A 19,179-nucleotide genomic window follows, 5' to 3' on the forward strand; every position below is an offset into this window, starting at 1 on the left:
CCTCTGTCATGCGCATGACCACGCCGAGTTGTGGCTCGGTCCGTGTGCGGGAGGCTATGACATGTCACACGCGAAGCGGAACTGGCGTCAGGCAATCGCTATCAAGCCGACACCTTGCGCGGGGGTCTGACAGTCGACGGCACGACGAACACATGGGGCGACACATCGATCCGCGCGGGGCGGGGCACCGCGACGGGGGTGGCATCGTCAGGGACGACACCACCCCCGGGGGTACGAATCAGACGGCCCGGCGCCCCTCGAAAGCCCGGCCGAGGGTGATCTCGTCGGCGTACTCCAGGTCACCGCCGACCGGCAGCCCGCTCGCCAGCCGGGTCACCGCGATCCCCATCGGCTTCACCATCAGCGCCAGGTAGGTGGCGGTCGCCTCGCCCTCGGTGTTCGGGTCGGTCGCCAGGATCAGCTCGCGCACCTTGCCGCCACTCAGCCGGGTCATCAGCTCCCGGATGCGCAGGTTGTCCGGACCGATCCCCTCCAGCGGATTGATCGCGCCGCCGAGCACGTGGTAGCGGCCGCGGAACTCACCGGTCCGCTCGATGGCCACCACGTCCTTGGGCTCCTCCACCACACACAGCACCTCGTCGGTACGGCGTGGGTCGCGGCAGATCCGGCACTGCTCGGACTCGGCCACGTTGTAGCAGGTCGTGCAGAACCGCACCAGCTCCTTGACCTTGCGCAGCGCGCCGGCCAGCCGGTTGACGTCGGCCGGATCCGCCGACAGGACGTGGAACGCGATCCGCTGGGCGCTCTTCGGGCCCACGCCCGGCAGCCGACCCAGCTCGTCGATCAGATCCTGGATGGCACCTTCGTACATCTGCCGGCTCAGAAACCGGGCAGGCCGAGGCCGCCCATGCCACCGGTGACCGGACCCATCTTGCGCTCGGTCAGCTCACGCGCCGCCTCGGCGGCGTTGTGCACGGCCGCGACGACCAGGTCCTCCAGCGTCTCCACGTCGTCCGGGTCGACGGCCTTCGGGTCGATCTTGATGGCCTTGAGCTCCCCGGAACCGGAGACGGTCGCGGTGACCAGCCCACCGCCGGCGGTGCCGGTCAGCTCGGCCTCGGCCAGCTCGGCCTGGGCGGCGGCGATCTGCTGCTGCATCTTCTGCGCCTGCTTCAGCATCTGCTGCATGTTCGGCTGTCCACCTGGGCGCACGGATGGCTCCTTCTCGCACTCGTCTGCTCGGCCGCCGCCCAGCCTATCCGCTGGGACCGACCCCGCCCCGCCCGGTGCGTCCGCCCACGCCGGAGCCGGAAGGAGTACACCTGTCACTACCCGGAACCGGCCACCTACGCGTAGTGCGGCAACACCCGCCGGTTTGGTCTGCTCGTCGGCATGAACCTCAACCGCACCACCCGGGTCGGCGCGCTGTGCTGGGTGGCGGCCGTACCAATCTTCCTCGCCGCCAACCTGGTCACCGGCCTTCGTTGGCGCCACCCGTCCTACAGCTGGGCCACCCACAACATCAGCGACCTCGGCAACGTCCACTGCGGGATCTGGGACAGCAGCCGACCCCGCTACGTCTGCTCGCCCTGGCACCCACTGATGAACACCGCCACGCTGGCCACCGCCGTTCTGCTCGCCGCCGGGCTCCTGCTGACCGGGCGGATCCTCGGTCGCGGCGGCGTGGTGCGGTCGGCCCAGACGCTGCTGTTGCTGGCCACCGGCGGGTACGCGCTGGCAGCCGTCTACCCAGCGGACGTCGACGAGAACCGGCACGTCCTCGGCGCTGTCCTGATCATGGGAGTGGGCAACCTCGGCCTGCTCCTCGCCGGGCTGGCACCGGGCACCACGATGCTCGGCCGGTGGCGCCGGCTCACCCTCACCGCCGGGCTGACCGCGCTGGTCGGGACGGTGCTGTTCTTCGCCCAGCAGGGTCTCGGGATCGGGGTGGGCGGCATGGAACGGGTCGCCGTGCTGCCCTTCCCGCTCTGGGCCTGCTGCCTCGGTGTCCTGCTCGCCGAGCCACCCGGCGGCGGGCGCAGCGCACCCGGTCGGCAGCGCCGACCGTCCAATGATCATCGCTGGCAGCGCCGCTAGCGGGCGTCGACCTCGTCGATCTTCTCGGCCCCGAACGTCTCGCGGAGCAGCCGTACCGCCTGCTCCTCGCTGGACTCCCGGGCGGTCTTCTCGTCGATGACCTCGTCCAGCGGCTCGTCGCCCGGGTCGAACCCCTCGTAGGTCGGGGTGGCCGCCGGTGCCGCGGCACCCGGCTTGGCACCGCGCAACGGACCGTCGAAGTCCGGGTCGTAGGGCGGTTCGCCGGCCCATTCGGCGTCCGCCGTGGGCCGGGCCGTCGCTCCGGTACGCGGACCGCGCCCCGCCGCTGCCGCGCGGGCGGCGGCGATGGCGCTGCTCACCGGTGCGCCGCCAGCGGCGGGCTGGCGGGCCGCCGGTGTGGGGTTGGCCCGCGCGTTCGGCTTACCGCCGCCGGTCGCGCCGGTGCCGCTTTCACCCGCGCGGCCCAGGTCGGTGCTGGTCGCACCGGCGGCCGTCGCGTCGGGGCCGCCCTGGTCCGTGCCGTTCGCGCCGGCGGGTGCCGAGCTGGCGCCGGCCGGCGCGGTGTCGGCGACGACGCCGCCCGGTCGGGCGGCCTCCGGCCAGTCCTCGTCATCCGTCGGCGCGGCGGCGGGGGCGCTGCCACCGGGGCGGGCCGCCTCCGGCCAGTCGTCCTCGGCTTCGGCCGGCGGAGCCGACCCGGACCGCTGCCCGCCGGGCTGCCGACCCGTGGCGCGACCGTTGGGGGCGTTTCCGTTGGCACCGGCGCCGGAGGAGACACCGGAAACGCCCGGCGCACCGGACGCGCCCCCGGGCAGACCAGCGCGGGAATCCGGACCGCCGGTCGGGCCGGGGGCGGCGGTCGCATTCGTCGGTGTGGGTGAGGCGTCCGCCTGCGTCGGCGAGGAAGCGGGTCGGGCCGGCGCGGCGGCCTGCGAACGCGGCGGGCCGGACAGCGAGACGCCGCCCCGCTCGCCGGCCACCTCGCAACGAATCTGCCAGCGCCCGCCCAACTCCTCGTAGAGCGCGTCGGTGAGCACCGCCGAGTGGTCGGCCATCATCTTGGCCAGCACGGTGGACTTGACCGTCAGCACCAGCGTGTCGCCGTCGAGGTCGCGCACCACCGCGTCGCGCATCAGGGCCGCGATCCGCTTGTTGGTCCGGTTGACCTTGCCGACCACGTCGGGCCAGACCCGGCGGACCGCGACGGCGTCCAGCGCCGCGGCCGGCGCACCGGGTCGGGGCGGCGCCGGCGTCGCCGGGTCGGGAAGCACCGCCGACGACGGCACCGCGCGGCGGGGGGCCGGCGACCCACCGGGCGAGCCGGGCCCGGCTGGCGAGACGGGTACGGCCCGATCGACGGTCGCCGACGCACCGGGGGACGCCGGGATCGGCGTGTCAGCGGCCGAGGCGGGAGTGCTCGGGGCCGATGACGGGGTGTTCGGGGCCGGGTCGACCGCCCACGGGGGTGCGGAGGTCGGGGCGGCAGCGGGTGCCGGGGACGGGGAGGCCTGCTGTGCGCGTACCGCCGGGTGGGTCGCCGGGGCGGAGCCGGCGGCGGCCGACGGCGCGTCGGCGCCGCTCAGGGTGAGCCGGCGTTCCATCCGCTCCAAGCGCTGGAGCAGGCCGCCGGTGGAGTCGTCCGCGCCGGGCAGCAGCATCCGGGCGCAGATCAGCTCCAGCAGCAGCCGGGGCGCGGTGGTGCCGCGCATCTCCACCAGGCCGTCGTGCACGATGTCGGCGCAGCGGGAGAGCGTGCCCGGACCGAGCTGGGAGGCCTGCGCGGCCATCCGCTCGATCTGGTCGGCCGGGCCGTCGATGAGGCCCTTCGCGGCGGCGTCCGGCACCTGCTGGAGCACGATCAGATCGCGCAGCCGTTCCAGCAGGTCGGAGGCGAACCGGCGCAGGTCGTGCCCGGCCTCGGCGACCCGGTCGACGGTGGCGTACGCGGCGGCGCCGTCCCCGGCGGCCAGCGCGTCGCACATCTCGTCGATCAGCGCGGCGTCGGTGACCCCGAGCAGCGCGGCGGCCCGGGCGTAGGTGACCCCCTCCGGCCCGGCACCGGCGATGAGCTGGTCGAGCACCGAGAGGCTGTCCCGCATGCTGCCCCCACCGGCGCGCACCACCAGCGGGAAGACCGCCGGCTCGACGGTCACCCCCTCCGCCTCGGTGAGCTGCTCCAGGTACGGCCGAAGCACCTTCGGCGGGAACAGCCGGAACGGGTAGTGGTGGGTCCGCGACCTGATCGTGCCGAGGACCTTCTCCGGCTCGGTGGTGGCGAAGATGAACTTGACGTACTCCGGCGGCTCCTCGACCAGCTTGAGCAGGGCGTTGAAGCCCTGCGTCGACACCATGTGCGCCTCGTCGATGATGTAGATCTTGAAGCGGCTGCGGGCCGGCGCGAAGAACGCCTTTTCGCGCAGCTCGCGGGCGTCGTCGACACCACCGTGGCTGGCCGCGTCGATCTCGATGACGTCGATCGAGCCGGCGCCGTCGGTGGTCAGCGAGCGGCAGGACTCACACTTGCCGCACGGCTCGGGAGTGGGGCCCTGCTCACAGTTGAGCGAACGGGCCAGGATCCGGGCGCTGGAGGTCTTGCCGCAGCCGCGCGGGCCGGAGAAGAGATAGGCGTGGTTGAGCCGCCCGCTGCGCAGCGCCTGTGACAGCGGCTCGGTGACCTGCTCCTGGCCGATCATCTCGGCGAAGGTACGCGGCCGGTACTTGCGGTAGAGCGCCAGCGTCACTCGTCCCGCCTCCTCTCGACCGAGCCATTCTGCGCCGCTCGGGCGCGGGTGACCACCCACCACCCCGGCCCGACGCCGGGTTGCCACGGGTTGCCCCGCTTGATCGACTCGGCTTCCTGGAAGTCGCGGTGTCCCTACGCCCGGGATGTCCCGACATCACGGATGTCGAGTGGATCAACCGGCCACAGACGAAAAGGCCTCCCGTGCACCCGGCAGAGCTCGCTTATCCTTGCTGCCTTCCGGCCCTGGGGAGGTTCACGAGATACCGCCGCACGGGAGGTGCCGCCAAGCCTACCCGACCGCTCGTCGATCTTCAGGGGGTGGTGGGGTGGCCGGGCTGGCGGGGGCCTGTATCCTGGCTCGCGGAGGATTCGCCTAGAGGCCTAGGGCGCACGCTTGGAAAGCGTGTTGGGTTTACACCCTCACGAGTTCGAATCTCGTATCCTCCGCTCGCTTGAGCAGCACAGACGCCCGGCAGACCATAATCGGTCCGCCGGGCGTTGATCTTGTGGTCTCATCGACGTCGTGGCGGACACGACGTGCCAATGGGACGAGACGTTGTACGCGGGCAGCGCGAGCCACTACAGCTCTGGACGCATGCCCTACCCGTCCCGGCTCGCCGAGGTTGTCGGGGAGGCACTCGGCCTCGACGGCACCGGCCGACTGCTGGACGTCGGCTGCGGGCCCGGATCGGTGACGCTCCTGCTCGCGCCCTTGTTCCAGGCGGCGGTGGGCGTCGACGCCGACCCGGACATGCTCACCGAGGCGCGGCGCAGAGCCAGCGAGGTCGGAGCCACAAACGTCGAGTGGCGGCACCTGCGCGCCGAGGCCCTGCCCGCAGATCTGGGCACGTTCCGGGTAGCCACGTTCGCCCAGTCGTTCCACTGGATGGACCGGCCTCTCGTCACCCGTCGGGTCCGCGACATGCTCGCGCCGGGCGGGGCGTGGGTCCACGTCAGCGCCAACACGCACCAGGGCGTGGCCGACGACGAGACGCTGCCGTACCCCCGGCCGCCGTGGCGGCAGATCGACGACCTGGTCGCCAGCTACCTGGGACCGGTCCGCCGGGCCGGTCAGGGATGGTTACCCGCCGGCACCCCCGGCGGGGAGGAAGAGATCATGCGGCAGGCCGGCTTCACCGGCCCCACCCGTCTCACGGTCGATCAAGGCATGGTCGTGGAACGCGGTGTCGACGAGATCGCCTCCGCGGTGTTCTCCCTGTCCAGCTCGGCACCGCACCTGTTCGCCGATCGACTCCCCGCCTTCGAGGCGGACCTGCGTCGCCTCCTGTCCGAAGCGGCGCGCGACGGCCGCTTCGCTGAGCGGAGACGAGGGATCGACGTCGTCATCTGGCACCCCTGACCTGGCTACCCGCCTGCGTGCCGCAGCAACCGAAGCTGGCCGACCTCGGCGACATTCTTCATCAGCTCGGCGTTCACCCAGGCGATCATGTGGGCGACGGTGTGCTCGGGGTCGTCCTGCCACGGGAACGGCGCCGTACCGTCAAGGTCGGTCTCGCTGAGCCGGTCGAACACCGCCAACCATTCGGTACGGAGATCACGCAGCCACGCCACCGTCTTGTCGCCATCACCGGGCCAGTTGACCTCGGTACGCTCCCGCGCCGGCCGCCCCTGAAGGTGATCGATAGCGACGGTCCACCACCAGCCGATATGCCAGGTGATCCACCCGATCGTCGGAACGAGGTGATATTCGAACAGCGACCAGGTCAGTTCTAACTGCCAACGCAGCAGATCACCACCGGATGCAGGCACCAGGCGACCTTCCCACACCGCATGCACCGCGTCGAACGGCTTCTGACCACCACAGCGGCCGTGTGGATTGCCAACCCCGCCGGTCACCCACGAGCGCGTGCCCAGTACAGGAAGCGCTCGGCCAGGCGAGTCGGATCCACGCTGGTGAGCTGTTCGCCGGCCTCGGCCTGGAGCGTCGCCAGGTAGACCATCAACGCCACGCGGTCGTGCCGGTACTCGGCGAGCAGCCGCAGCTTCGCCGCCGAGCAGGGCCAGGCGATGCCGCACGTCCCGCACCGCCAGGTGGGACGGGTCGGCAAATGGTTCCGGGATCGGCGGGGCATGGGCGGGCCTCCTTCACGGTGGAGGGGGGCCGCCCGGCCTCCCCGTCCGGGCGGTCCCCCGACTGACGCCGACCGCCGGGCTCCTTTGCCTCCACCGGCCGCGCCGTCTTCTGTGGACCACCCTTGCGCGCGTCACCAGACAGATACATCCCGTAGCGATATGGTCGTCAGATATTCGAGACATCCGATGGAGGGGCCGTGAACGACGCGCTGCGGGTGGCGCTCAGCGACACCGGGCACACCACCGAGTCCCTCGCCGAGACCGTCGGTGTCGACCCGAAGACCGTGGCGCGCTGGCTGACCGAGGGTCGCATCCCGCATCCTCGGCACCGGTTCGCGGCAGCGGAAGCCCTTCATCGGGACGTGTCGGACATCTGGCCGGACACTTCGAGACGTCGGGACCCCATCTGGTTCCGTCCCTGGCAGGAAATCGAGCGCGAGGCGGTGTCGCTGCGCTGGTACGAGTCAACCGTCCTGCCGGGACTGCTTCAAACCGAGGCGTACGCCCGTGCCGTGCTCAGCGGCGCGGGCCTGATCCCCACGGCCGACATCGAGCGGCACCTCACGGTCCGGCTGACCCGGCAGGGCGTACTCAAACGGGACGACCCGCCGCAGTTCACGGCGGTCATCGACGAGGCCATCCTTCGCCGGCCGGTCGGAGGCCGGTCCACCATGCGCGAGCAACTGCTGGCTGTGGTCGCGGCCTGCGCCGAGCCGCACGTCCGGGTGCACGTGGTGCCCGCCTCGGTCGGCGCCTACGCCGGTCTCAACGGGCCGTTCGTGATCGCCCACAGCCACGACCACCGGGTCGCCGGCTACCTGGACAACCAACTCCAGGGACATCTCGCTAGCGACCCGGAGGACATCGCGGCCATGATGGCGGCGTGGGAGAACGTGCGCGGCGAGGCGCTGTCCCACTGGCAGTCGGTTGAACTCATCACGGAAGTGGCGGAGACATGGAGCTGAACGGCGCCCGGTGGCGCAAGAGCAGCCGCAGCAGCGGCAACGGCGGCGCATGTGTCGAGGTCGCCGACAACCGTTCCGGCGTCGTGGCCGTGCGGGACTCCAAGGACCCGGCAGGGCCGGCCCTCACCTTCGCGCCAGCGGCCTGGCGCGCGTTCGTCACCCAGCTCGCTCGGCGGCCCTGACCGGGACCGACGCGTCCGGTCCGTCCGCCGGGGCAGGCGTGGCCCGGAGGGACCAGAGCGCAAGGGGCACGGCGGCGACCGCGGCGGTCAGCAGGATCAGGCGATGGTCGACGAGTTCGAGCAGGCTCGCGCCGGCCATCAGGGCCACAGTGGACGGGCCGAAGGTCAGCGTGTTGACCGTCGACGCCACCCGCCCGACCAGTTCGCCCGGCGTCTCCCGCTGCACCGCCGTCCAGACGGTGACCAGCACCAGCGGCACGCCGAGCCCCACCGCAACCCCGCCGGCGACCACGAGTCCGACCGAGGTCGTGGCCCGCAGGGCCAGCCCGACGGCGAAGACCGCGACCGCCCCGGCCACCACCCGCCGGTCACCGAAGCGGCGCAGCAGTGACCCGGCGGCCAGGCCGCCGAGAAGGGACCCGACGCCCTGCACGGTGGCGAGCACGCCGTTGAACTCGGGCGGCCGCCCCAGGCCGGCGTCCACCACGGCGTACGCGACGGCGCCGTTGAGCCCCATCAGCACCATGGTCAGCGCGGCGCAGCCGACCACGTGCCGTAGCGCCCGATGCCGACGCAGGTGTCCCCACCCGTCGGCGAGCTGCCGGCTCCAGCGCTCGGGGCGCCCCGGCGGCTGCTCGCGGACCCGGAGCGACCAGAAGACGAGGCCGGCCAGCATGAAGGTGGCCGCGTCCAGCAGCACCACGGGGTGCGCGCCGTACGCGGCGAACAGCCCCGCTCCGGCGAGTGGGGCGAGCAGCTTCATCCCCTCGTTGATCGTGGTCCGCAGCCCGTTGAAGTCGCCGAGCAGCGGGCCGGACACCACCGCCGGTACCAGCGCGGCCTCGGCCGCGTCGCTCAGTACGAAGCTGATCCCGTACGCGGTCATCACCACGAAGATCAACCACACCCGGGTCGCCGAGTCGACCAGCAGCAGCACCGGCAGCAGCGCCGCCATCACCGCGTGCAGGACGATCAGCAGCGGCCGGCGGCGGAACCGGTCGGCGAGCAGCCCCAGCAGTGGCCCGACCAGCGTCGGCGCCCACACCCCCAGGGTCACCAGGGCGGCGAGGCCGCTCGACCCGCTCAGCTCCTTCACCCAGATGCCGGCCACCAGCAGCATCGCCGCGGTGCCGAAGCCGGACACCAGCACCCCGCCGAGATAGCGGCCGGCGTCGCGGTTGGTCAGCACCCTGGCCGTACCCCAGCTCATCGCACCTCCCCACCACCGGCAGATTCTGCCCGAACGGCGGCCACGGCAGTTGTCCGGCCCGGCCGGCGGGTACGGTCCGGGGATCGACGGCGGCCGGCCCGGAATCCGTCGTACACATGTTCTATCCACAGGCTGTGGACGGCGGAGGGTTCGATGGGTTACCAGCTCAGCGCGGTGGTCGCGGACGCGGAACTGCTCCGCGAGCAGACCGCCGAGCTGGATCACGCGGTCCTCGGCGAGTTGCGCCAGGATTTCGCGCTGCTGCCGGTCACCCCTCAGTTGGTGGTGGAGCTGACCGGGTCGCTGCCGGATTTCGCGCTGGACGACCGGAGTGCCGAGCACCCGTTCGACCTGGTGTTGTCGCCGGCACTGGTCGAGCTGTTGGCCCGCTGGTCGCGGTCCGGGCCGGTGGCGTACCTGGAGGCGGAGTTCGGCGGCGGCGCCGGCTACCAGTCGGCGGCGGTATGGCTGGGCGGCGCGCTCTCCTGGGGGCCACGGTTCGACGACGTGCTCGACGCGCCGCGTGGACAGTGGCCGATCAACATGGCGCTCACCCGGCTCGGTGTCGAGCCGGGCAATTGGATCGACCCGTTCGCCGAGCTGGGGTTGCACCTGGAGAGCAACACCGACGGTTGGCTTGCGCACGGGCGGCGCCGCCTCAGCGCCGACTACTGGGATGAGCTGGTCGAGCAGTGGGAGAACCGGTGATCCGCCGAGCGGCATCGACCGTCGCCGACGGGGCCTGACGGCCCGGCACCCGCGCACAACGCCCGGCCGGTCCGTGACGGACCGGCCGGGCGTCGCCGTGTTCAGCTCAGAACAGCGGGCCACCACTCTGCGGCCCGGCGATCCGGAGGCCGTAGCGCTGGGGCCAGACGACCTGGGTGCGCAGGGTCAGCCCACTCCACGACCTGTTGAGCGGTTCGAGCCCGCCGGCGGCCCCGTGGAACGGGATGATGGTCCCGGACGGATATCCGGCAAGGTCACCGCTCACCTCTTCCCCGGTCGCCGCCACGACGGCGTCGAGCCCGCCGACGCCGTTGAGGTTCAGCAGGGCGACGGACGCGCCGAACACGTCTCGGCTCTCGGACCCGCCCGGGACGGTCGGGTGGTTCTGGTCGAACGCCTGGGCACCGCTCCCCGTCAGCCCGGCGGCGGAGCCCTTGAGCAGGGTGACGCCGCCCGCCTCGGTCTGCGAGCCGATGCCCTCGCCAGGGGCGCCGATCAGCACGTCCGCCCTGCCGTCGCCGGTCACGTCGCCGACCGCCAGCGCACCACCGAAGCGGTCGTCGTCCTCAGGATCTCCCGGTACGCCGGCCGTGCTCTGCGTGATGATTCTTGCCGCGCCGCTGGACAGGCCGCCGGAGCGGCCGGTGAAGACCGCGACGAGGCCGCCGTTGATGTGCGGGGTCTGCGCGCCGGGCGCCCCGGCGACCACCTCGCCCAGCCCGTCGCCGTTCACGTCGCCGATCGCGAGCGTGTCACCCAGGTACCACGCGATGGTGCCGCTCTGATCCTTCGGCCGCACCGCCGCACCTGTGACCGCGGTGGCGCCGGTGGACGACACACCACTCGCCGAGCCCCACATCAGGGTGACCATGCCGCTGCCGTCCGAGGCCACGCCGTCGTTCTCGCGAGGAGCGCCGATCACCAGGTCGTTGTAACCGTTGTTGTCGACCTTCCCGATCGCGAGTGAGAAGCCGAACTGGTCGTTGCCCTCGGCCCCGCCGGGCACCGCAGCCTGGTCCTGGTGGAGGTGCTGCGCTCCGGTGGCCGTGAGGCCCGTCGACCCGCCGAAGAGGACGGTGACCGCGCCGGCGAAACTCTTGCTCCCGATCGACTCTCCGTACGCGCCGATGGCGAGGTCCTCGCGGCCATCGCCGTTGATGTCACCGGCCGCGAGGGCAGCACCGAACTGGTCGAAGCTCTCCGGGTCGTCCGGAACGCCCGGCGAATCCTGGTTGAAGTGGATCGCCGAGTCGACCACCAGGCCCGTACGGCTGCCCGGGATGACCCAGACCCCGCCGGCGCGGGTCTTGGTCCGGGGATTCACCTCGTCACTGTTGCCGATGGCCAGGTCGTCGTAACGGTCGCCGTTGAAGTCTCCCGCCACGAGAGCCATCCCGAAACAGACGCAGCCGCCGTCCGGCGGCACGACGCCTAGGAGGTAATCGACCTGCGCGGCCGACGAGTAGCGCACGGTGACCACACCAGCCGGGGTCAGGGGCAGGTTGTAGTTGAACGGGTCGCCGGTGGCCGCGATGTCGTCGATGCCGTCGCCGTCGAAGTCGGAGCGGCCGGCGCCCTTGCCCCGTACCGGGGTGATCGTCCTTGGCACCGCGACCCTGTGGTGCTGGAGAACGATGCCCTCACGGGTGATGGTCCGGACGCCTCCCGCAGCCTGTGCCGGGACGCTGAGCGCCAGGCTGGCCAGAACGGTCGAAACTACTAAGATTGGTGCAGCTCGCTGCATAGATACCCCGCTTCCGTTGGGCGCCTGGACACCGTAGGCGGACGGTCGGATCACCGAAATGAGGCGAACGGGCAGGGTTGACGACGGCCCGCCGAGGATCAGCCCACCAGAAATCCGGTGACCGGCAGCAACTTGGACGCCTGGTTCCGTTGTGGACTGGGGGATTCCATGAAATTGCGACAATTTGCTTTTATTTCCGCGTTGCTGACGGCTGCCTCGATCGCCGGCAGCGGCGTGCCACCACCGGGGCCGGTCCCGGACGGCCGGCCCGCCAGCAGCGTGGAGATCATCGACCTGAACGGCCTGCGCAACATCGAGTTCGGCGACACCGAGGACGAGCTGACCCGCCGGGGCATCCTGCGTACCGACCTGGACGCCTGCGGGCCGATGCTCGCCGGCCACGACACGGTCAGCCCGGTCTTCGCCGGGGACAAACTGGTGCTGCTCTGGGTCGGCGACCCGATGCGGACACCGGAGGGCATCACGGCAGGCTCACCCGTCGACCAGGTCTGGTCCCGCTATCCGTCGGTCACCCGGTTGCGAGCTCCACAGGGGACGTACCGGCTCGATGGGCTGCTCGCCCGCAGCGGGGACCGCGCGTACCTCTTCCTGCACGACGGGCGCACGGTCCGCAAGACCATCGCCGGGTACGCCGACTGGGCCCGCCGCATGTTCGACGAGGGCACCGGCCCCTGCTGAGCCGCGGAACGACCGCCAGAAGTCGTACGAGTGGGCCTCCGCGAAACCCTTCGTGCCCGACCCGCCGCCGCCCAGCACCCGCACGTACGGCGAACCGCTGCGCAGTCGAGGCCAGTCCGCCCGGCCCGTCCGCGCGAAGTCGCTCCAGGCGCGGACCATCTCGTCGGACAGCCGCCGCTGGGGCGGCGTCAGCGCCTCGGCGTAGTCGACCGTGAACAGGTACGGCAGCTCGGCGCAGTGGTACGCGCCGGTCGGGTAGGTCGACTCCGGCCCGTCGGCGAAGAACGGCGCGTCGTCGTCGGCGAACTCGTAGGCGTACGTCGGCACCCGCCGGGCGAACTCCAGCGCGGCGGAGTAGACCGGCTCCGCGTAGTCGCGGTCGGTGAGCACGGCGGCCAACGTCTCGCTCGCCGATCGCGCGGCGTCGCGCGGATAGCGGGCCAGCACCTCCCCCGCCCGGTCACCGAAGGCGGCCCGCACCTGCTCGCGGTACTGCTCGTCGGTGAGCGGGCACGACTCGGGCTGCTCACCCGGCTCCGGTGGCGTCGGGCAGTTCATCCCACTGCGTTCCATCCCCCACACCAGGAGTCGGGACTCGTCCCGGTTCATCCCCGTCAACACCGGCATCGGATGCAGTCGCCCGGTGGCCAGCGCGTCCGCCGGGTCCACCGGGAGCGTGCGGCCGTCGACGACCGGACCGAGGTCGACACCCGCACCCGGGTAGCCGGCCGCCTCGATGAGACTGGAGGGGTCACGCCCGCGCAGGCAGGCGGCGACCGTACCCGGATCGACGCAGCCGACCCCGCGCGCGAACTCCTCGGCCGCCTCGGTCGCGCCGGCCCGCGTCTGCACCGGGTTGGCGCACGAGTTGCTCTGCATGACCGCCCGGTGGAACAGGCCGGCGGAGGCCGGCGCGGCCAGCTGCGCGCAGACACTGGTCGCCCCGGCGGACTGGCCGAACAGGGTGACGTTGCCGGGGTCCCCGCCGAAGGCCGCCGCGTTGCGTCGCACCCACCGCAGCGCCGCCTGCTGGTCCTGGAGGCCGTAGTTGCCGACGGACCCGCCCCCGTCGGCCAGCGCAGGATGCGCCAGGAAGCCGAGCGCACCGAGCCGGTAGTTCAGCGTGACGACGATGACGTCACCGCCGGTCGCCAGCCGCCGCCCGCCGTACACGTCCCCGCTGCCGAACCGGAAGTCGCCACCGTGCAGCCACACCAGCACCGGGCGGGGCGTCCGCGCGGCGGCACGCGGCGTGGTGACGTTGAGGTAGAGGCAGTCCTCGGACTCCGACGGATCGTCCATCGGCAGACCCTGGAGTTGGGCGCACGCGTCGCCCGGTCGGGTCGCGTCGCGTACGCCCGTCCAGGCGGCACCCGGCAGCGGCGGGGCCCAGCGCAGCGCGCCCAGCGGCGGGCGGGCGTACGGGATGCCCTGGAAAGAGCGGTGGTCCGCCGCCACGGTCCCTCGCACCGCGCCCTGGTCGGTCCGCACGACGGCCGCGCTCCGGCCGGTGGCTGCCGAGGCGCCCGGGCCGACGGCCACCATCGGCACGAGCAGCGCGACGGCACCCAGCGCGGCGACCCACCGCTTCGGAGAACCCGTTCCGAGGTACGGGATGCTGGCCATGTTTCCTCCATTCGTCGAAGCCGGTACGGCGTACGCACCGTGCTGCGGCGAGCATGCCGACCTGGCAACCACGCGACCAGGGAGCTCTAGTACGCCCGACCGCCGGGGCCGACGAACACCGACGGGCCGACTGTCGGTGCTCTAGTGCGCTACCGTCACAGCCCGACCGGCGGGAGGCCGACCGTGACGGAGATCGACGAGTCGACACCCCCGTACCTGCGCATCGTCGGGGAGCTGCGGCGGCGCATCGCCGCAGGCGAGTTGGGCCCCGGCGACCGGTTGCCGTCCACCCGGCAGATCGTCCGGGAATGGGGGGTCGCGATGGCGACCGCCAGCCGGGCGCTCACCGTGCTCCGCCAGGAGGACCTGGTCCGGGCGCTACCCGGTGTGGGCATGGTGGTGACCGGCCCGGAGCCGACCTCGGCCGCGCGGGGTGCCCGGGTCGACGCCCGGCGGGGCTCCGCCCGCGGCGTGACCCGCGATCAGGTGGTGCGGACCGCCACCGGCATCGCCGACTCCGAGGGGTTGGCGGCGCTGAGCATGCGGCGCATCGCGGCCGAACTCGACGTGCCGACCATGTCGCTGTACCGGCAGGTCCGCGGCAAGGAGCAGCTACTACTGCTGATGGCGGACGCGGCCTTCGCCGCGCATCGACTGCCCCACACCCTCCCGCCCGGGTGGCGAGCCCAACTGGAACTGCTCTGCCGGCTCCAGTGGTCGATCTATCGGCGGCATCCCTGGCTGGCCCAGGTCATCTCGCTGACCCGCCCACTCATGGCGCCGCACGCCGTCGCACACACCGAATGGGCCCTGCGCGCCCTGGCCGGGCACGGCCTGGACCAGCACACCCAGCTCCACCTGGTGGCCGCGCTGGCCAACCACGTACGCGGCACCGCCGTGAGCCTGGAGCGGGAGGCCGAGGCGGAACAGGACACCGGCCTGACCGACGACGAGTGGATGGCGGCCCAGGCCGAGGTGTTGACCGCGCTGCTCACGGCGGGCGAGTTTCCCCACCTGGCCCGGCTCACCCGGTCCGCGGTCGACCTCAACGTCGAGAGCCTCTTCGAATTCGGTCTGCAACGGCTGCTCGACGGGGTGGCGGCTCTGCTCGAACGATGAACGCCCGGCCGATCCGTGCGGATCAACCGGGCGTGTCGCCTGTTCGTGAGCGATGTAACCCTTTCGGCCGGAGGGACGCCTGACCTATCGACCGGGCCAGATGCCGGCCGGGCCGGTGACCGTCTCCAGCGCGGGTCCCGGCCCCACGTCCCATCCCGACCACGATAGGAACCCATGGTCAACCACCTGTTCCGACCAACGCTCCGCCGCGCGCTGCGGACCGGCTCGCTCGCGGCCGCCGTCGTCGCGTCGATGCTCACCACCCTCCCGGGCGCGGCGGTGGCCGCACCCAGCCCCGCCGACGTCGTCCTCGGCCTGGTCGCCGACCCCGGCGAGGTCGGCCCGGACGGCGGCCGCGTCCGCCTCCACGTCTCGGTACGCAACGCGGGGGGCGCCGAGGCCACCGACATCACCGTGAAACTGAAGTTGCCGGCCGACGCCACCCTCGGTTGGGGCGATGGACTCAATGGCTGGAGGTGCGACGCGGCCGCCGCCAAGTGCAAGTGGGGCGACCTCGCCGCGGGCGCCACCGCCGAGCTCGACGTCTGGGCGACCCTGCCTCCCGGCACCGACGGCCGGAAGGTGACGGTCTCCGCCACCGCCACCACCGAAAGCCGCGAGTCGTCCACCACCAACAACACCGGCACGGCCACGGTGGAGTACGTGGTGAAGCCGGACCTCAGCTTCTCTTTCGTTGAATGGGACGGGGGCGAGATCTCCACCCTCGGCGGCAACGGCTCGCGGGGTTCCGTGGGGGCCCGGGCGGTCAACGAGGGCACCGTCAGCGCCCCCGGTGCCCGCTTCACCTTCCAGATGCCACCGGGCGCCTTCGCCGGCGCCTGGACCCAGAGCGACCCATCGTGGACGTGCGACTTCTCCACCTCCACCTGGGTCTGTGAGAACGACCAGGAGATCCGCCCGGGCGAGGCGGCCCAGTTCAACCTCTACCCGTACTTCCCGGCCGGTACGGCGGGCGACACCCGGACGGTGACCGGCTCGGTGTCGACCCCGGCGATCGAGCGGTCGCTGGCCAACAACAGCGACACGACCACCTTCACGTACGCCGTGCCGCTTCCGGGCGATCTGAACGTCTACGGGCTCGACGTGGTCGCCACGGATGAGCTGCGGGCGAACCAGGAGTTCGAGGTGTCGGCGTACGTGTACACCGAGGGTGGCAGCCCGTCGGAGGACGTCGTGGTCCGGCTCCCGCTCCCGCCAACCGTCGAGTTCCTCTCGGTCGACGCTGGCGGCCCCGCCTGGGCCTGCCGGCTGGAGGAGACGACTGAGCGGGTCGTCGAGTGCACCCGTGACCACTGGGACATCGCCACCGACGGGCTCAAGGTGCGGGTGAAGCTGCGGGCGCAGCCCGGCACGCCGGCCGGCCAGCTGACCTTCACCGTGACCGGGTCCGCCAGCACGCCGGAGTCGTCGACGGAGAACAACACCGCCTCGGACACCGTCACCTACGTCGCCGAGGGCGCCGTCACCGGCCGCGTCTGGCTCGACCTCGACCGGGACGGCCAGCGTGACGCCGGGGAGCCGATGGCCTTCGACAAGATTGCCGGACTGACCGTCGTACCGGAGACGGGCTCGCTGCCGTGGGACTGGCAGGGCATCTACACCAACACGGTCAGCGGGACGTACTGGGGCGGACGGCTGAAGCCGGGCCGGTACACCGTCAAGGTCATCCTGCCGGACGGCAGCAGCACCCAGTTCAGCACGCCCGACCTGGGCGACGACGCCACCGACTCGGACATCGTCAGTTACGTCGGCGGCTACTACCCGTACGGGCTCAGCGCCCTCGTCGAGGTTCGTGACGGCGCGGAGACCCCGGTGGACGTCGGCATCCTGCCGCAGTCCTGACGCCTGCCCGGAATCAGAAACGAAAGCGCCCGGCCGATCCTCACGGATCGTCCGGGCGTTTCTGCATTTCAGGAGCGGTGGCGGAGGGATTTGAACCCTCGGAGGGCGTTAACCCTCACACGCTTTCGAGGCGTGCTCCTTAGGCCGCTCGGACACGCCACCGCCGACGAGGGTACAGGACCGCTGGTTCCGACGCCGAACCGGTATCACCGGCAGCGGCCTGGCAGGATCTTTGCCATGAGTACGCACATCGGCGCGAAGCCGGGAGAGATCGCCGAGCGGGTCCTGATGCCGGGCGACCCGCTGCGGGCCAAGTGGATCGCGGAGACCTACCTCGAGAGCGCCACCTGCTACTCGACGGTCCGGGGCATGCTGGGCTTCACCGGCCGCTGGAACGGCGTCGAGGTCTCCGTCCAGGGCTCCGGCATGGGCATGCCGTCCGCCTCCATCTACGCCCATGAGCTGATCAACGAGTACGGCGTGAAGACGCTGATCCGGGTCGGCTCCTGCGGTGCCCTCAGCACCGACCTCCAACTGCGCGACGTGGTCGCCGCGATCGGGTCGTCCACCGACTCGAACATGAACCGGATGCGCTTCGACGGTCTGATCGACTACGCCCCGGTGGCCGATTTCGGGCTGCTGCGTACCTCGGTCGAGGTGGCCGAGCGGCGCGGCATCAGCATGCACGTCGGGCCGATCCTGGCCGCGGACGCCTTCTACACGGACCGGCCGGACCTCTACGACACCCTCGCCGACTACGGCGTGCTGGCGGTGGAGATGGAGTCGGCGGCGCTCTACACGATCGCCGCCCGGTTCAAGGCCCGCGCGCTGACCGTGCTGACCGTCAGCGACCACATCAAGACCGGCGAGAAGACCACCTCCGAGGAGCGGGAGCAGACCTTCAGCCAGATGGTCGAGATCGCCTTGGACACCATCATCGCCTGACCCTTTGGCGCACCCGCCGCCCCGTCGTCCGTCTGGACGGCGGGGCGGTGTGCTGTCGGTCGGGTGGCGGGGTGATGACGATCACGACAGAAAACAACACGACCGGTCGTGCTTTATTAGTACGGTGTCCCCATGACCGTCGACGGACGCCTCGCTCGGGGCGAGCGCAGCCGGAACGCCGCGCTGGACGCGGCCGTGGTGCTCGCCACCCAGTCCGGCCTGGACGGTCTCAGCCTCGCCCAGCTCGCCGACACGCTCGGCGTGAGCAAGTCGGGCCTCTTCGCGCACTGGCGGTCGAAGGAGGCGCTCCAGCTCGCCGCGATCGACCGTGCGGTGACGCTCTGGCAGGACCGGATCGTCGCGCCGGCGCTGCTCGCCCCCCGGGGCGTACGGAGGCTTCGCGCCCTGCACGAGGCACGGATCGACTTCTACGCCAGCCGGGTGCTCCCCGGTGGCTGCTTCTTCGCCAACACCCAGTTCGAGTTCAACGCCCGCCCCGGCCCGGTCCGGGACCGGCTCGCCGAGACGTACAGCCAGTGGACGGCGTTCCTCGAACTCCTCGTCCAGCAGGCGGTCGACGCCGGCGAACTCCCCACCGACCTGAACGTCCCACAGCTGGCGTACGAAATCGACGCGCTCGGGATGGGTGCCGCGATGCAGTCCCGGCTGCTCGACCCGGACGCCGCCTACCGCTACGCCCGCGCCGGCCTGCTGGACCGCCTGCGGGCGCTCTGCCCCAACCCCACCCTGCTAACGGAAGGCACCTCATGACCCACGCCGTCGCCGACCAGCCCACCGCCGAGTTCGGGCACGTCGAGCACGTCACGGTGCACTTCGACGACCTCGACGCGATGGGCATCCTGCACAACGCGCGTTACGCGGTGCTGCTGGAACGGGCCCTGACGCCGTACTGGACCGAGCGGGGGCTGGCCTACCGGGGCAGCGCCACCCCGCCGGACCTGTTCCACGCGGTCCGCGAGTTCACCATCACCTACCGGGCGCCGATCGCCGCCACGGGCCCGGTGGCCGTGCACTTCTGGCTCGAACACTTCGGCACCAGCAGCGCCGAGTACGCCTTCCAGTTCCGCTCCGTCGACGGCGACACCGTGCACGCCGAGGGGCGGCGGGCGATCGTCCGCCTCGACCCGGCGACGCTGCGGCCCGCGCCGTGGACGGAGGCCGCCCGGGCGGTGGCCGCCACCCTCCTCCGTACCACCGCCACCTCCGCCTGACGCGCTGCG

At 71.9% G+C, this 19,179-nt stretch carries 18 protein-coding genes, 2 tRNA genes, 1 other RNA gene and 1 pseudogene; 12 read left to right on the forward strand and 10 right to left on the reverse strand.

Going from position 1 to position 19,179, the window contains the following annotated elements; all coding sequences use genetic code 11:
- Positions 1-238: 238 nt before the first annotated feature.
- A complete protein-coding gene (recR, locus tag ACWD5O_RS17045; RefSeq protein WP_354963356.1) occupies positions 239-832 on the reverse strand; it encodes a recombination mediator RecR in 594 nt (197 codons plus the stop codon).
- An 8-nt stretch (positions 833-840) separates the two neighbouring features.
- The gene (locus ACWD5O_RS17050; RefSeq protein WP_231931157.1) at positions 841-1,149 is read right to left on the reverse strand and encodes a YbaB/EbfC family nucleoid-associated protein; all 309 of its coding nucleotides are present in this window, start codon (positions 1,147-1,149) and stop codon (positions 841-843) included.
- A 204-nt stretch (positions 1,150-1,353) separates the two neighbouring features.
- Here ACWD5O_RS17050 and ACWD5O_RS17055 point away from each other — a divergent pair, with 204 nt between their 5' ends.
- Positions 1,354-2,058, forward strand: coding sequence for a DUF998 domain-containing protein (locus ACWD5O_RS17055; protein WP_354963355.1), 705 nt, complete (start codon positions 1,354-1,356; stop codon positions 2,056-2,058).
- Here ACWD5O_RS17055 and ACWD5O_RS17060 read toward each other — a convergent pair.
- Both ACWD5O_RS17060 and ffs read right to left on the reverse strand, forming a co-directional pair.
- Positions 2,055-4,760, reverse strand: a complete 2,706-nt coding sequence (locus ACWD5O_RS17060) for a DNA polymerase III subunit gamma and tau (protein WP_354963354.1) — start codon at positions 4,758-4,760, stop codon at positions 2,055-2,057. The genes ACWD5O_RS17055 and ACWD5O_RS17060 overlap by 4 nt on opposite strands.
- A gap of 192 nt (positions 4,761-4,952) precedes the next feature.
- Positions 4,953-5,042, reverse strand: an RNA gene (gene ffs, locus ACWD5O_RS17065) — signal recognition particle sRNA small type.
- Between the two features lie 82 nt (positions 5,043-5,124).
- Between ffs and ACWD5O_RS17070 the strand changes: the two genes are divergently transcribed.
- Together ACWD5O_RS17070 and ACWD5O_RS17075 are read left to right on the forward strand one after the other, a co-directional pair.
- A tRNA-Ser gene (locus tag ACWD5O_RS17070) sits at positions 5,125-5,209 on the forward strand.
- Between the two features lie 76 nt (positions 5,210-5,285).
- Positions 5,286-6,122, forward strand: a complete 837-nt coding sequence (locus ACWD5O_RS17075) for a class I SAM-dependent methyltransferase (RefSeq protein ID WP_387324062.1) — start codon at positions 5,286-5,288, stop codon at positions 6,120-6,122.
- A 5-nt stretch (positions 6,123-6,127) separates the two neighbouring features.
- Here ACWD5O_RS17075 and ACWD5O_RS17080 read toward each other — a convergent pair whose 3' ends face one another.
- Both ACWD5O_RS17080 and ACWD5O_RS17085 read right to left on the reverse strand, forming a co-directional pair.
- Positions 6,128-6,619, reverse strand: coding sequence for a DinB family protein (locus ACWD5O_RS17080; protein WP_354963352.1), 492 nt, complete (start codon positions 6,617-6,619; stop codon positions 6,128-6,130).
- Entirely contained in the window at positions 6,616-6,855 is a 240-nt protein-coding gene (locus ACWD5O_RS17085; RefSeq protein ID WP_354963351.1) for a flavin reductase, read from the reverse strand. The genes ACWD5O_RS17080 and ACWD5O_RS17085 overlap by 4 nt, the downstream gene beginning before the upstream one ends.
- A 198-nt stretch (positions 6,856-7,053) precedes the next feature.
- Between ACWD5O_RS17085 and ACWD5O_RS17090 the strand changes: the two genes are divergently transcribed.
- Together ACWD5O_RS17090 and ACWD5O_RS17095 are read left to right on the forward strand one after the other, a co-directional pair.
- Positions 7,054-7,821 carry a helix-turn-helix domain-containing protein gene (locus ACWD5O_RS17090; RefSeq protein WP_354963350.1) on the forward strand — a complete coding sequence of 256 codons (768 nt, stop codon included), beginning with the start codon at positions 7,054-7,056 and terminating at the stop codon, positions 7,819-7,821.
- A complete protein-coding gene (locus tag ACWD5O_RS17095) occupies positions 7,812-8,003 on the forward strand; it encodes a DUF397 domain-containing protein (protein ID WP_354963349.1) in 192 nt (63 codons plus the stop codon). The genes ACWD5O_RS17090 and ACWD5O_RS17095 overlap by 10 nt, the downstream gene beginning before the upstream one ends.
- Here ACWD5O_RS17095 and ACWD5O_RS17100 read toward each other — a convergent pair.
- Positions 7,978-9,213: an MFS transporter gene (locus ACWD5O_RS17100; protein WP_354963348.1), complete on the reverse strand. Its 1,236-nt coding sequence runs from the start codon at positions 9,211-9,213 to the stop codon at positions 7,978-7,980. The genes ACWD5O_RS17095 and ACWD5O_RS17100 overlap by 26 nt on opposite strands.
- A gap of 153 nt (positions 9,214-9,366) precedes the next feature.
- On the opposite strand from ACWD5O_RS17100, the gene ACWD5O_RS17105 reads away from it, so the two are divergent.
- Complete coding sequence (locus tag ACWD5O_RS17105; protein WP_354963347.1) at positions 9,367-9,921, forward strand: hypothetical protein; 555 nt, start codon at positions 9,367-9,369, stop codon at positions 9,919-9,921.
- Between the two features lie 106 nt (positions 9,922-10,027).
- Here the strand turns inward: ACWD5O_RS17105 and ACWD5O_RS17110 are convergent, their stop codons facing one another.
- Positions 10,028-11,686: a hypothetical protein gene (locus tag ACWD5O_RS17110; protein ID WP_450085875.1), complete on the reverse strand. Its 1,659-nt coding sequence runs from the start codon at positions 11,684-11,686 to the stop codon at positions 10,028-10,030.
- Between the two features lie 204 nt (positions 11,687-11,890).
- On the opposite strand from ACWD5O_RS17110, the gene ACWD5O_RS17115 reads away from it, so the two are divergent.
- Complete coding sequence (locus tag ACWD5O_RS17115; RefSeq protein WP_387324608.1) at positions 11,891-12,385, forward strand: polysaccharide deacetylase family protein; 495 nt, start codon at positions 11,891-11,893, stop codon at positions 12,383-12,385.
- 132 nt (positions 12,386-12,517) lie between these two features.
- On the opposite strand, the pseudogene ACWD5O_RS17120 reads toward ACWD5O_RS17115, so the two are convergent.
- Positions 12,518-14,011, reverse strand: a pseudogene (locus tag ACWD5O_RS17120) (carboxylesterase/lipase family protein); the annotation flags it as partial.
- 183 nt (positions 14,012-14,194) lie between these two features.
- Between ACWD5O_RS17120 and ACWD5O_RS17125 the strand changes: the two are divergent.
- Both ACWD5O_RS17125 and ACWD5O_RS17130 read left to right on the forward strand, forming a co-directional pair.
- Positions 14,195-15,130 (forward strand): TetR/AcrR family transcriptional regulator C-terminal domain-containing protein, encoded by a 936-nt coding sequence (locus ACWD5O_RS17125; RefSeq protein WP_354963346.1) that lies wholly within the window; start codon positions 14,195-14,197, stop codon positions 15,128-15,130.
- 174 nt (positions 15,131-15,304) lie between these two features.
- On the forward strand, positions 15,305-16,993 hold the full coding sequence (locus tag ACWD5O_RS17130) for an SdrD B-like domain-containing protein (protein WP_450085876.1): 1,689 nt from the start codon (positions 15,305-15,307) through the stop codon (positions 16,991-16,993).
- Between the two features lie 75 nt (positions 16,994-17,068).
- Here ACWD5O_RS17130 and ACWD5O_RS17135 read toward each other — a convergent pair.
- Positions 17,069-17,155: transfer RNA gene (locus ACWD5O_RS17135), tRNA-Ser, on the reverse strand.
- Positions 17,156-17,230: 75 nt separating this feature from the next.
- On the opposite strand from ACWD5O_RS17135, the gene deoD reads away from it, so the two are divergent.
- The 3 genes from deoD to ACWD5O_RS17150 all read left to right on the forward strand — a co-directional run bounded on the left by deoD (position 17,231) and on the right by ACWD5O_RS17150 (position 19,170).
- The gene (gene deoD, locus ACWD5O_RS17140) at positions 17,231-17,938 is read left to right on the forward strand and encodes a purine-nucleoside phosphorylase (RefSeq protein WP_354963344.1); all 708 of its coding nucleotides are present in this window, start codon (positions 17,231-17,233) and stop codon (positions 17,936-17,938) included.
- A gap of 132 nt (positions 17,939-18,070) precedes the next feature.
- Entirely contained in the window at positions 18,071-18,709 is a 639-nt protein-coding gene (locus ACWD5O_RS17145; RefSeq protein ID WP_354963343.1) for a TetR/AcrR family transcriptional regulator, read from the forward strand.
- Entirely contained in the window at positions 18,706-19,170 is a 465-nt protein-coding gene (locus ACWD5O_RS17150) for an acyl-CoA thioesterase (RefSeq protein ID WP_354963342.1), read from the forward strand. The genes ACWD5O_RS17145 and ACWD5O_RS17150 overlap by 4 nt, the downstream gene beginning before the upstream one ends.
- The last annotated feature ends 9 nt before the right edge of the window (positions 19,171-19,179 follow it).

This window comes from Micromonospora sp. NPDC005161 (genome assembly GCF_053599855.1).